The sequence below is a fragment of the Actinomycetota bacterium genome, from assembly GCA_035759705.1.
Lineage (GTDB): Bacteria > Actinomycetota > CADDZG01 > JAHWKV01 > JAHWKV01 > JAJCYE01.
This window is the reverse complement of sequence record DASTUJ010000019.1, coordinates 1-12,901: the sequence shown is the minus strand read 5'-3', so window position 1 is coordinate 12,901 and position 12,901 is coordinate 1. Positions and strand designations below refer to the sequence as shown.

Annotated in this window: 11 protein-coding genes; 7 read left to right on the top strand and 4 right to left on the bottom strand. The window is 66.9% G+C overall.

The window, feature by feature from the left end; translation table 11 throughout:
• The first annotated feature begins 126 nt into the window (after nt 1-126).
• Nucleotides 127-609, top strand: coding sequence for a hypothetical protein (locus VFV09_01160; protein ID HEU4866311.1), 483 nt, complete (start codon nt 127-129; stop codon nt 607-609).
• Between the two features lie 3 nt (nt 610-612).
• Here VFV09_01160 and VFV09_01155 read toward each other — a convergent pair whose 3' ends face one another.
• On the bottom strand, nt 613-3,876 hold the full coding sequence (locus VFV09_01155) for a DEAD/DEAH box helicase (protein HEU4866310.1): 3,264 nt from the start codon (nt 3,874-3,876) through the stop codon (nt 613-615).
• 118 nt (nt 3,877-3,994) lie between these two features.
• On the opposite strand from VFV09_01155, the gene VFV09_01150 reads away from it, so the two are divergent.
• Genes VFV09_01150 through VFV09_01135 form a run of 4 tightly spaced genes read left to right on the top strand, consistent with a single transcriptional unit; the run spans nt 3,995 to nt 7,510 of the window.
• The gene (locus VFV09_01150) at nt 3,995-4,564 is read left to right on the top strand and encodes a cytochrome c oxidase subunit 3 (GenBank protein HEU4866309.1); all 570 of its coding nucleotides are present in this window, start codon (nt 3,995-3,997) and stop codon (nt 4,562-4,564) included.
• Entirely contained in the window at nt 4,561-5,295 is a 735-nt protein-coding gene (locus tag VFV09_01145) for a c-type cytochrome (protein HEU4866308.1), read from the top strand. Before VFV09_01150 ends, VFV09_01145 begins: the two co-directional genes overlap by 4 nt.
• Nucleotides 5,292-6,137, top strand: a complete 846-nt coding sequence (locus VFV09_01140; protein HEU4866307.1) for a Rieske 2Fe-2S domain-containing protein — start codon at nt 5,292-5,294, stop codon at nt 6,135-6,137. The genes VFV09_01145 and VFV09_01140 overlap by 4 nt, the downstream gene beginning before the upstream one ends.
• Entirely contained in the window at nt 6,134-7,510 is a 1,377-nt protein-coding gene (locus tag VFV09_01135; GenBank protein ID HEU4866306.1) for a ubiquinol-cytochrome c reductase cytochrome b subunit, read from the top strand. Before VFV09_01140 ends, VFV09_01135 begins: the two co-directional genes overlap by 4 nt.
• 4 nt (nt 7,511-7,514) lie before the next feature.
• Here the strand turns inward: VFV09_01135 and VFV09_01130 are convergent, their stop codons facing one another.
• Genes VFV09_01130 through VFV09_01120 form a run of 3 tightly spaced genes read right to left on the bottom strand, consistent with a single transcriptional unit; the run spans nt 7,515 to nt 9,576 of the window.
• Complete coding sequence (locus tag VFV09_01130; protein ID HEU4866305.1) at nt 7,515-7,862, bottom strand: type II toxin-antitoxin system PemK/MazF family toxin; 348 nt, start codon at nt 7,860-7,862, stop codon at nt 7,515-7,517.
• Nucleotides 7,849-8,082, bottom strand: a complete 234-nt coding sequence (locus VFV09_01125; protein HEU4866304.1) for an antitoxin — start codon at nt 8,080-8,082, stop codon at nt 7,849-7,851. The genes VFV09_01130 and VFV09_01125 overlap by 14 nt, the downstream gene beginning before the upstream one ends.
• A 39-nt stretch (nt 8,083-8,121) precedes the next feature.
• Nucleotides 8,122-9,576 carry an LCP family protein gene (locus VFV09_01120; GenBank protein HEU4866303.1) on the bottom strand — a complete coding sequence of 485 codons (1,455 nt, stop codon included), beginning with the start codon at nt 9,574-9,576 and terminating at the stop codon, nt 8,122-8,124.
• Nucleotides 9,577-9,674: 98 nt separating this feature from the next.
• Between VFV09_01120 and VFV09_01115 the strand changes: the two genes are divergently transcribed.
• Both VFV09_01115 and VFV09_01110 read left to right on the top strand, forming a co-directional pair.
• On the top strand, nt 9,675-10,454 hold the full coding sequence (locus VFV09_01115; protein HEU4866302.1) for a MerR family transcriptional regulator: 780 nt from the start codon (nt 9,675-9,677) through the stop codon (nt 10,452-10,454).
• A gap of 224 nt (nt 10,455-10,678) precedes the next feature.
• Nucleotides 10,679-12,898, top strand: a complete 2,220-nt coding sequence (locus VFV09_01110; protein ID HEU4866301.1) for a transglycosylase domain-containing protein — start codon at nt 10,679-10,681, stop codon at nt 12,896-12,898.
• The last annotated feature ends 3 nt before the right edge of the window (nt 12,899-12,901 follow it).

Genomic DNA, 12,901 nt, shown 5'->3' with positions numbered 1-12,901 from the left:
TTGTTTCCTACCCCGGACGTCAGATTACCAAGCAATTTAACCGCCGCGGGCGGCCTCGGGGCATTGAGCAGCCTGGCGAATAGCGGTAGGTTCTGTGCCCCAAATCGGCTGATCGGAGGTAGGAGGATGGACGCACACCGGGCCGGCGGATTGTGGCTGCTTCGGGAGATGTGGGACTTCCCGGACGGGGTTCCCGAGGACGACCGGGTCGACTACCTGAAAACCATCATGGTTACCGCCCGGGCCGACGGGGAGCTTGGGCAAGCCGAGAAGGAGTGGGTAATCGGCTACGGGGCCGCGTGCGGAGCGCCCCAGGCGACGGTCGACGCCCTGGAGGCATACGACGCCGGCGAAAACGTCGCCGACATCCTCGCACGCAACATGCCGGTGGCGAACACGTGGGGGAGGGTGGCCGTCTTCGACGCCATTCGAGCCTCCCATGCCGACCACGACTACGACGACGAGGAGCGGGCGTCCGTGCGGCGGATCGCGTCGGCGCTGGGGGTGTCCGACGACGTGGTCGCGGAGATCGAGCAGTTGTGCGACGACGAGCGGGCCTTGAAGAAGCGGCGGATCGACCTGGTATTCGGGGGGCAGACCCCGTACTGAGTCCTAAGAGAGCAGCAGCTCCAGGTCCTCCCGGCCGATCTGCCGGATCAGGCTGTTGTCGGCGCCGATGATCGCATCGGCCAGGGCCCGTTTGGAGTCCTGCAGCTGCAGCACCTTCTCCTCCACGGTGTCCTTGGCGATCAGCCGGTAGGCGAAGACCGGGTTCACCTGGCCGATACGGTGCGCCCGGTCGATGGCCTGCGCCTCGACGGCCGGGTTCCACCAGGGGTCCAGCAGGAAGACGTACTCGGCGGCGGTGAGGTTCAGCCCCAGGCCGCCCGCCTTCAGGCTGATCAGAAACAACTTGCAGTCCGGGTCGTTCTGGAACCGCTCGACCCGCGCCTGGCGGTCACGGGTCCGGCCGTCCAGGTACTCGTAGACGATCTTCTCCTCGTCCAGCTTCGGCCGGACGATGCCGAGCATCTTGGTGAACTGGGAGAAGACGATCGCCTTGTGCCCCTCCTCGGCGACCTCCATCAGCTGCGGCAGGAGCACGTCGAGCTTGGCGCTGGACTCGCCTGCCCGGCTGGGGTCGATCAGCCCCGGGTGGCAGGCCGCCTGGCGCAGCCGAAGGAGAGCCTCGAGGACGAACATCTTCGACTTGGCCATCCCCTCGCGGTCGACCCGCTCCAACAGATCCCTCCGGTAGTGGTCACGCAGCTCGTCGTACTGCTTGCGCTGCGGCCCGTCCAGCTCGCAGAACTGGGTCTGCTCGGTCTTCAGGGGTAGGTCCTTGGCCACCTGCTCCTTGGTGCGGCGCAGGATGAACGGCCGCAGCGCCCGGGCCAGGGCCTTTTTGCCGCCGGAGTCGAGCGTGCGGTCGGAGACCATGTTTGCGAAGACCTTCGCAGCACCCAGCATGCCCGGATTCAAGAATTCGAAGAGGCTCCACAGCTCGCCGAGGTGGTTCTCGATAGGCGTGCCGCTGAGGGCCAGCCGGTGGTCGGCCTTCAGCAGACGGGCGGCCTTGGCGGAGGCGGTGGTGGCATTCTTGATCGCCTGTGCCTCGTCCAGGATGGCGTAGTCGAATTGGACCTCGGTTAGCAGGGCGGCGTCCCGGCGCAGGGTGCCGTAGGTGGTGAGGATCACGTCGTACTCCTCGAAGTGCGACCCGGGCGCCAGCCGGGCGCCGGTGTGGTTGAGGATCCGAAGCTTGGGGGCGAACCGCTGGGCCTCGGCCTGCCAGTTGAAGACCAGCGACCGGGGCACGACGATCAGCGAGGGGCCGGCGGTCAGGGAGCCGGTCTCTCGCATCTCCCGGCGGGCCTCCAGCAGAGCGAGCACCTGCACCGTCTTACCGAGGCCCATGTCGTCGGCCAGGCAGCCGCCGAACCCGAACTCCTGCAGGAAGCCGAACCAGCCCAGTCCCTCCCGCTGGTACTCGCGCAGCTCCCCCTGGAACCCGGGCGGTTCGTGCAGCGCCACGACCCCGTCGAACGAGCGCAGGCGGTCCCGCATCCGGCCGAAGACCCGATCGACCTCGATGTCGGGCTGGGCGGCCAGCAGCGCATCCAGCAGGCTGGCCTGGGTGAGCTTGAAACGCAGGCCGTCGCCTTCGATGGTGCCGAGGCCGGCCACCGTGGCGAACCGCTCGATCCACTCCTCCGGAACCAGTCCGATCGACCCGTCGCCCAGCCGGATGAAGTCCTCTCCCCGCCGGACGGCCGCGAGCAGCTGGGGCAGGGTTGCGACCTGGTCGCCGAAGGTGACCTGCCCCTGGAGCTCGAACCAGTCGATGCCGGAGCTGATGTTCGCCTGCGACAGGCCGGCGGTGCGGTACAGGTTGCCTTCGGCCTCCACCCGCCAGCCGAGTTGGGTCAGGGATCTGACGGTGCCGGGCATGTTCCGGGCGGTCAACTGCAGCTCGCCGCGGGAGTTGGGCTTTACGCCCAGCTCCTTCAGGGTGATGCCGGCAGCCTCCTCCGCCTCCCGGTCCCGGAGGATCAGCCGCCTGGGGTCGCGCTTCAGCACCCCCCGGACGGCGTCCCGGCCGGAGATGACCTCGCCTTCGTACTCGAAGCTCAGGGTCACCACGAGATCCTGCTTGCTCGACCAGGCGTTCTTGGGTTGCCGCTTGATCTGTAGGTAGGGGATCGGGGTGCCCTGGACTTCGGCGTACTCCAGGTCGGGCGGGATCTTGACCTTAGGCACCCGCGGCATCTTGACCAGCTGCTTCAAGAACTCGTCGGCCTGGCCGGGCGGCACCAGGATCGCTCCCTGGCGGCGCAGGAGGGGGACCCAGCTGAACGCCCCGAAGTCCTCGAACCCGGCGACCACGCCGTCCCGGCCGAGCACGAACCCGCCGGGGAGCAGCAGGGCCGGCTCGGTGAGCGGCATGGTCTCCTCCCCGCGCCGGAGCGACCCCTGCACCCGGAAGCCGTCCTCCTCAGACCCGCCCTTCATCTCGATCCACAGCTCCCAGCGGGGCCCCTCGTCCAGGGTCAGCGTCACCGGCTCGTCCGCCAGGACGGTCAGCAGGCGGCCCCGGCCGGTTCTGCAAATGAGGGGGATCACCACGTCGGTCATCGACGCGGGGATCGTGACCCCGGTCCCCGGAATCGAGCGGTCGCGGCTGTAGCCGTAGTAGCCGTGGCTGCTTGACCAGGGGTCGGCGGTGCCGAGAATCATCGACAGGACCTGCCGGTCCTGGCCGTTCTTGAGGGCGGCGATTTTGGCGGCGGCGATGGAGAACGGCTTCGGGGCGGTCCAGGAGCCGTCCTTGCGGGCCTCCCGGTAGACGATGTCGACGGTCAGCTGGTTGGCGGTGACTGTGCTGTTCACGTCGACCAGGTAGAAGATCTCCCGCTGTTTGGTGACCTTGCCGGTGGACAGCCGGTCCTGCGCCGCCTGGATCGCCCGGAGCTGGGTCGCCCAGGCGTCGTAGCGGGGGCCGGGAGGCGTCTGTTGTCGGAAGGTCTCCAGCGTGCGGGCGAGGTCCTCGTCGCCCAGCTCCAGGTCCCCCAGGTCGTCGGTGTCCAGAGCTGTCTCGGTCGACAGGTAGCCGGCGGCGTCGGCGGCCAGGAAGGCGGCCCACAGGTGCTTGCAGATGCCGGCGTCGCCCTCGAAGTAGGGGCAGCCGCACTCGACGCGGAGCTCGCCGTCCTCGCTGGAGATGTCGACCGGGTACATCCGGCTTCCCATCACGTAGGCCCTGACCTCCAGGTCGTTCGCCCGGTAGATGTGAACCGCCCCGCGGTGGTGGAGCTCCCGGCCCCGCTCCCGGATGGTCGATGGGACGATGGCGCCGAGCTGTTCGGTCAGACCCATGGGAATTTTAACTCGGCTGTGCGCATCCGACCAGCCTAAACGGTGGGGGCCGCCGCACGCTGGTACGATCGTCGTGGACGAGTAGTCAGTACGCCAGAAAGGTGCCCCGGTAGCAATTTTGAGTTCCGCCGAAGCTGTCGACCACGCACCCACCAGGCCCAGGCTGACCACAGCCGGGATGGTGATCTGGCTCGGGTCGGAGGTCATGTTCTTCGGCGGCCTGTTCGCCGCCTACTTCACCCTCAAGGCCAACACGAAGCCCTGGCCGGGGGAGGGCGTCCACCTCGAACCCACCCTCGGGACGATCTTCACGCTGGTCCTCGTCGCATCCAGCCTCACCATCTACCTGGCGGAACGTTCCGCGGTCCGCAACGACCTGAACGGCGTCGTCCGTTGGGTCATGGTCACCCTGGTCCTCGGCGGGCTGTTCATCGCCAACCAGGCGTTCGAGTGGTCCAACCTCGAGTTCGAGATGTCCGACCACGCCTTCGGCTCACTCTTCTACCTGATGACCGGCTTCCACGGCCTGCACGTGCTGGGCGGCCTGGCTGCTATGGCGCTGATGCTGGCGTTCATGCGCCGCTCGGGCCGGGTCGAGCACGGACCGCTGGAGGCAATCTCCTACTACTGGCACTTCGTCGACGTGGTGTGGATCCTGCTCTTCGTTACCCTCTTCTTCGTCCAATGAGGGCCGCTCGACGGGTGACGGCTCTGGTGTTTTCCGGAGCGATCTTGTTAACCAGCCTTGCCGGCGTGGCCTCGGCGGCGACACCCGACCCGGACGAGGTCGAGGAGGGCCGGGCCCTGTTCGAGAACGCATGCTCAAGCTGCCACGGCGCAGGGGGCGTCGGAACCAACCTCGGTCCGGCGGTCACCGACTCCGGGGCCGCCGGCGCACACTTCATGCTCTCCACCGGCCGTATGCCGCTGGACGACCCACGACGCCAGCCGGTGCGCAAGCCGGCGGCTTTCGACGAGGAGCAGATCGGGCAGATCTCCAGCTACGTCGCCTCCCTGGGGAACGGTCCGGAGATCCCGGACGTGGACGTTGACGACGGCGACCTAGTCCTCGGCCAGCAGCTCTACTCCGAGAACTGCGGGGCCTGCCACAGCTCGGCGGGCGCCGGCGGGGCGGTCGGAGCCGGCCTTGAAGCCCCGTCGCTCAGCCACTCGACGCCGGTGGAGGTCGTCGAGGCCATGAGAATCGGGCCCGGCGCCATGCCGGTGTTCCAGGAGCAGACCCTCAGCGAGAAGGATGCCAACTCCATCGCCCGCTATCTGGACTATCTTCGTGATGTGCCCGATCCGGGCGGACTCGGGATGCGGCGTATCGGACCCATCGCCGAGGGCGCGGTGGCGTGGCTGGTGGGCATCGGGTTGTTTGTGTTGATCTGCCGGTTTGTCGGAGAAAAAGAGTGAACGAGACGAGCAGGGAAGAGGTCCGGGCGGTACGGCGGATTGCGCTGGCGTTCGGCCTGAGCACGCTGGCCGGCCTGGCCCTGGCGGTGGTCTACATCCTCGGCGGAAACGTGCAGGCGGAGGGGATCCTGCTCGCCCTCGCGCTCGGCGGCCTGGGCTACGGCCTGGCCGAGTGGGCGGGGAAGCTTATGTCCAAGGGCCCCGAGGTCGGCGACTACGAGGACGCCCCGCCCCCAGGCGACGAGGACGAGGTAGCCGAGGTGGTCGCCGAGGGCTGGGAGGAGTCGTTCGGGCGCCGCAAGTTCCTGTTTCGGATGCTGGGCGCAGCCGCCGGGGCGATGGGCCTGGCGCTGGTCTTCCCGATCCGCTCGCTGGGGCCGAGCCCGGGCACCTCGCTACTGCGCACGGCCTGGCGCAAAGGGAGCCGCCTGGTCCGTGAGGACGGCCAGCTGGTCAGGGCCACCGACCTGGCGGTCGAGGGCGTTCTGACGGTGTTCCCCGAGGGGCAGACCGACCAGGCGGACTCGCAAACCGTCCTGATCCGGGTCGACCCGGCCCAGCTTTCATCGCAGGAGGGGACGGCCGAAGGCCTGATCGCGTACTCCAAGATCTGCACCCACGCAGGGTGCCCCGTCGGCCTCTACCGGGTGGCCACCCACGACCTGTTCTGCCCCTGCCACCAGTCGACCTTCGACGTCCTGGACGGCGCCAAGCCGATCGCCGGCCCGGCGACCCGTCCGCTGCCCCAACTGCCGATCGAGGTCGACGACGAGGGCTACATCGTGGCCACCGACGACTTTCCCGAGCCGGTCGGCCCGGCCTTTTGGAACATGAACCGATGATCGTCCAAAAGGCGGTCCGGTTCCTGGACGAACGGCTGCGGATCACCGGGTTCTCGAAGAAGACGCTGCGGCGGATCTTCCCCGACCACTGGTCGTTCCTTCTGGGCGAGATCGCGCTCTACCTGTTCCTGATCCTTATCGGGACCGGCATCTTCCTGACGTTCTTCTTCTCGCCCTCGGCCCGGGAGGTCATCTACAGCGGGCCCTATACGCCGCTTCGGGGCGTCCACATGTCGCAGGCGTACGAGTCGCTCCTCGAGATCAGCTTCGAGGTCCGATCCGGCCTGGTCATGCGCCAGATCCACCACTGGTCGGCTCTCATGTTCATGGCGGTCCTGGTGGTGCACATGCTGCGGGTGTTCTTCACCGGCGCATTCCGCAAGCCCCGGGAGCTGAACTGGATCATCGGTCTGACCCTGCTGACCCTCGGCCTGCTTGCCGGGTTCAGCGGCTACAGCCTGCCCGACGACCTGCTCAGTGGGACCGGCCTGCGCATCGCGTACTCGGTGGCCCTTTCGATCCCGGTCGTGGGGACCTGGCTGGCGTTCCTGGTGTTCGGGGGAGAGTTCCCGTTCGGCAACATACTCTCCAGGCTCTACGTCATCCACATCCTGATCATCCCAGGGGCGATCGGCCTGTTGCTGGGACTGCACCTGGCGATGGTGTGGCGGCAGAAGCACACCCAGTTCCCGGGACCGATGCGAACCGAGCAGAATATCGTCGGCACCCGGATGTGGCCGACCTACGCGGTCAAGGCCGGAGCGCTGTTCTTCCTGACCGGGGCGACGGTGACCCTGCTGGCCGGGTTGTTCCAGATCAACCCGGTGTGGATCTACGGTCCGTTCGACCCCGCTCGGGTGAGCGCCGGGGCCCAGCCCGACTGGTACCTCGGATGGCTGGAGGGGGCGCTCAGGCTGATGCCGCCGTGGGAGGTGAGGGCGTTCGGGTTCACCATCCCGAACCCGTTCTTCCCGGGACTGCTGATCCCCGGCCTGACATTCAACATCCTGTACGCCTGGCCGTGGATCGAGGCGAAGTTCACCAAGGACAGGCAGCCGCACAACCTGTTGAACCGGCCGCGGGACGTGCCCGTCCGGACGGCGCTGGGTGTGGCGGGCCTGTCGTTCTACGCGGTGCTTTTCGTCGCCGGAGGCAACGACGTCATAGCCGGCCTGTTCAACCTGCCGCTGGAGAGGGTCACGCAGGGCCTGCAGGTCATGGCATTCGTCTTCCCGCTGGTGGCCGGCATCGCCACCTACAAGATCTGCAAGGAGCTGAAGGGACGGGCCCCGAGGACCGGCGACGAGCACGGCCACGTCATCGTGCGGACCGCCGACGGCTCATACGAGACGGCGGAGCCGGAGAAGGTCTGAGGTTCTACAGAGCCAGGTGGAGCCTCAGGGCATCGTCGACCTTCTGCATCAACTGTGGAGGGACGGTTCCAAGAACCGACCCAACCCGTTCAACCGACACGCTGCGAACCTGCTCCGCCTGAGCCTTGGAATCAGTGGATAGACCGCACGGGCCAGCATTGAGGTGGACCTGGAACGGGTAGATCCGCTCGACGTTGGAAGTGATCGGAACGATCGTGACGACCCCCCGGCCCAGGCGACTCGCCGTCGAGTTGGCAGCGTCGTTGCTTACGAGAACCGCTGGTCGCCGCTTTGACGCTTCAGAGCCCTTCGAGGGATTCATGTCGACCCACCGTATTTCACCGCGCCGCATCATTTGCAAGACCGTCCCCAATGGCGGTATCCCAGACTTCACCCGATTCGTCATCCCGCCACTCCTGCCAAGCTTGATCGTATGCCGGACCAAGGACGCTGGACTTGAGTACGGAAATCGCCTTATGCAACACGGCGGAACGTGACGGAAGGCCCTGTGCCTGAGCATAGGTTTCGAGGAACTCGACGTCCTCTTTGGAAAGGCTGACGCTCAGTTTCAAGGGATGATGCTACCACGGTACGACCGGGGGTAGCACCCCCTACGCCAGGCACTCCGCAGCCGGGTCGGGAGGCGCAGCAGCGGCTGCCGGCGCCTCGGGTGTGGTGCGGATGCCGCCGAAGCTCTTGCCGGTCACCAGCACCACATCACTTCCTTTAACCGACACGTCCTCCTGAATCTCGCTCGCTCCGACCACGTATCCCTGGAGCAGCGCCGCCTTGGCCCCCGCCCCTTTGGCGTGCCGGATGAGGCTGTTGGTGCGGGCCGGCGCGTCGCTGGTGCCGGCCCCCACGAATCCGATCTTGCCCAGCTTGGTCAGCGTGGCGCCCGCTTCGCCCGGCCGGCCGGAGCCGTTCAGGACCTGGATCTTCACGTCGCCCGGACTCAGTGCCTCCGCCTCCGGCGCCTCGACCTTGGGCGGCGGGTTCAGGAACCTGTCGATCATGCCTGATGCATCGGGCTCCTTCATCTTGAGCACCGACGACCCGCCCACCCGGGCGCCCACGGTTGGGATGGTCAGCATCTCGATGCCGCCGTCCCCCAGCGAGCGGAAGCTCATGCCCAGGCGGAGGAGGTCGGTGGTCCCCATCTCGCTGTCCAGGACCACCTCCTCGACGAAGGAGTTCAGCAGCTTGTTGGCGGTGAACGGGTTGCGGGCTCCCGCGGAGATCGCCTTTTTGATCATCCGGCGGATGAAGTCCTGCTGGCGGTTGATGCGCCCGAAGTCGCTTGTGGGGTCGGTCTTCCACCTGCCGTTCTCGAGGAACTCGTAGTGCCGGCTTCGCACGTAGGCAAGCCCCTGCCTGCCGTCGAGGTGAACGCAGCCGGCGGTGGGGACGTTCAGCTCGGCGAGGATGTCCCGCGCCGGCGCCGGGAAGTTGATGTTGAGGCCGCCGATCGCGTCGACGATGCCCCGGAACCCGTCGAAGTTGACCTCGACGTAGTGGTCGATGGGGATTCCGAGCCCTGCGGTGATGGTCTGGATCAGCCGGTCCGGTCCCCCGGCGTAGGCGGTGTTGATGCGGTTGCTCTTGCCGGTCCCAGCGATCGGCAGGTAGAGGTCCCGGGGAATGGAGAGCACGGTGGCCTGGTCGACCGACGGGTCGACCCTAAGCAGCATGATCGCGTCGCTGCGCTGCCCGGCGATCGTGCCGAAGCTTTCCTGCCCGGGCTCCAGGCCGGTGCGGCTGTCGGACCCGACCATCAGCACCGTCATCGCCCTGCCCGAGGCCGGTGTCAGGCCGGCGGGGGTCACGCGACGTACGTCCTTGAGGCGGGACTGTAAGTAGAACCCGCCGGCCGTCACGGCGACCAGAGCAACCAGCAGCAGGATGGTAATGCCCGTCACGACCCGGCGGCCCCAGTTGCGGCGGCGGCGGTACGGGGGCAGGGGCGGGGGAGGCGGGCCCGGGGGGTACAGGTCCGGCCGGTCGGGGTAGAGGACCGCAGTCTGGTCGAACCTGGGGTCGCGGGGCTCGAAGGGCGGGTACGTCACGGGCCCTCAGTGTCCCCCGGATCGCGTTTTGTTACCAGCACCGTACTTTTCGAGAAAGCACTTGCACCTGACGTAACGTCCGGTTCTACCATCGACCCATGAGCGTGCACGATCGGCGTTGGAGCATCGGCGAGATGGCCCGGGACGCCGGGCTGACGGTTCGAACGCTACGACACTACGACCAAATTGGTCTGCTGGCGGCACGGGAGAGAACCGATTCCGGCCACCGCCGCTACTCGGAGAACGACCTGTGGCGGCTGCTTCGAATCCGGGCGCTCCGGCGCCTGGGGCTGTCGCTGGAGGACGTAAGACGGGTGCTCGAGGCCCCGGCCGATGACCCTGAAGCGCTTCAGGGAGTGCTGCGGGCGGAGCTCGACCGGATGGAGTCGAAGGCCGTGGAGCTGGCCGGCACGATCGCCGAGGTACGCAAGCTGCTGAACCGGATGGACGGCCGCAGGGCCGGACCGGACCTGCTACTCAAAAGCATGGAGGTACACACGATGCTGGAGGGATACTTCACCGACGAACAAAAGCAGAGGATCGTCGACCGGCGCGAGAGCCTGGGAACCGAAAAGGACGCCGGCCTCAGGGCCGAGTGGGTGGCCCTGTTCAAGGACCTGAACGAAAAGCTTCAGGCAGGCACCCCGGCGGCGGACGCCGAGGTCCAGGCAATGTCGGCCCGGTGGGACGAGATCGGCACGAGCTTCACCGGCCGGGACCCGGACCTGCTGGAGTCCGCCGCCCGGCTCTGGAGTGAAAAAAAGGAGGCCGTAAGCGCTCACGTCGGTGGAGCGATGGGGTTCGACCCCCGGCGGCTGACGGCGGTTGTCACCTACGTGGAGGAGGCCCGGGCAATCCGGGCCGGTCGGTCCGGGTAGCTGCGGCCTCCCAAATCGATTTGTGCGCTACCCTTGGAGTAATCCCCAAGCGCCCAAAGACTAACCCCAGGTCCTGGCTTGCTGGCCAAGCGCACTCTGGTACCCGGTGACGCATCCTAGATGTGCATCGGAGGCAACACATGTGGCGCAACGTCACAACGGACGGTTCGAATCCCACGCTCGGCGCTGCAAGCACCCCCAAAGAACCGGGTGCTCGGTCGTCGATGTCTTTGCCGCTGCGCTACAGTCCACCCGTTGCGAAGGACGCGGCTCAACGCGGGCAGCCGCCCCTGCCCGTCGCCCGGCCCCGCCCCGCCGCCTGGACAAAGGTGGAGGAGTACGCCCGGCCGGCGTTCGCCCAGGTGCAGACGCGGTTGGTTGTCGCCGGCAGGCCTACCCAGTGGGGTTGGCTCCTCGCCGGAACCACAATCGTGCTGGCGGTCGCCCTCTTGATCCCCGTGGTGATGTTTGCCGCCGTCGACGTTGCGGCGGCTTCATCGGTTTCCGCCGCCCCGGTTGTGCAGGCCAGCCGGGTGCTCGACAAGGACGGGAACGTGATCGGGATCCTCCGGGGGGAGCAGAACCGTGAAGACATCCCGCTCGACAAGGTCTCCCGTTACCTTCGCGACGCAGTGGTCGCGACCGAAGATCGAACCTTCTACGAACACGATGGCGTTAGTTACCGGGGCATGTTGCGGGCGCTTTGGGCGAACGTTGTCTCTGGGCGCGTTGCCGAGGGAGGCTCCACCATCACCCAGCAGTACGCTCGGAGCGCTTATGTGGAGGAGGTCGGCACGAGCCGCTCGATGTCCCGCAAGGCTAAAGAAATCGATGCCGCCAAAAAGATCGAGGAGCGCCTGTCCAAAGACGAGATTCTCGAGCTCTACCTCAACAACGCCTTTTTCGGACGCCGGGCCTACGGAGTTGAGGCGGCGTCTCAGACCTACTTCAAAAAGAAGGCCTTGGACCTGACTCTCGGCCAGTCCGCATATCTCGCGGGAGTGCTGCGGGCACCCCGCCGTTTCCAGGTCGAGGACAACCCGGGGGCGGTCGTTCAGATCCGCAACGAGGTGTTGAGCGACATGGAGCGAGCCGGGTTCATCGACGGGGCGGCCGCTAGGAAGGCCAGGGCGGAAGACATCGTGAATGAGTTCAGGTTCGGTCCCGGCGAGTTCGACACCGCCCGGGCGGGGTTTTTCATCGAGCACGTCCGGCGACTTCTTCAAACGCCGGAATTTGGTTACACGAAGGCGGAGGTGACGACCGGTGGCATGGTGATCCACACCACCCTGGATCCCAAGATGCAGGCTGCAGCCGAAGCATCGGTCAGCTCCACGCTGAACCTCGAGGGCGATCCCGAGGCGGCCCTGGTGGCGATGGACACCAGGGGCAATGTGAGGGCGATGGTCGGCGGCCGGGACGTTGCAGACCCGGCCAGGGCCCGCGGACACAACTTCGCCGCCAACTCCCGTCCCGACGACGGCAGCGGCCGTCAGGCAGGGTCGGCGTTCAAGCCGTTCGCTCTGGCCGCCCTCATCGAAAACGGCGGCTCGATCCGTTCTACGTTCTCCGGGCCCTCGCAGACAACAATCGGCTCTCCCCGTTGCCGGAACGGGGACGGTACGCCCTGGAAGGTTTCCAACTTCGGCGGCGCAGGATTCGGAACACTCGACGTGGCGGGCGCAACCATCAACTCCGTCAACACCGTGTACGCCCAGATCATGAACAAGCTGGTCTCGCCCGATGACTTCATCAAGCTTGCCGGAAAAGCCGGCATCGCGATCCCCGAAGCCGACAAGGGGTGCGCTCTCACGCTCGGCACCACGCCGGTCACACCGCTGGAGATGGCCCGGGGGTTCACCACTTTCGCCGCAGGGGGCGCCAGTCCCGAACCCATTGTCATCAGCCGCGTCGAATCTCCGACCGGAGAGATCCTGAAGGAGATCGAGCCCAGTAGCCGGCCTGCCATGGCCGAGGCAACCGCGCACCAGGTCACCTCCGTACTTCAGGGGGTTATTCAAAGAGGGACAGGAACCGGCGCAAAGACCGGTTTCAGCGCGGCCGGCAAGACCGGCACCACCCAGAACCATGCCGACGCCTGGTTCGCCGGCTACACGCCGGATCTGACCGCAGTGGTGTGGGTCGGGTTCCCCCCGGATTCCTCGGGGAAAATCCCGCTGATGACCAACGTGCACGGCAGGCGGGTGACGGGCGGGTCGTTCCCGGCGACCATCTGGGCCGGGTTCATGACCAAGGCGCTGGAGGGAACCAATCCTGCGAAGTTCGCCGCGCCGGCGGGAGAGCCGGCGGTGGTTCGGCCAAAGCGGCGACCTCCCACCCCCGTTGCGCCTGAGCCTTCGATGTTGGAAGCGCCGGCGCCCGAGTTGCCGTCCCAGATCGTGCCGGAGGTACCCTTTGTGGACCTGCCCGTTCCCGGAATCTAGAGG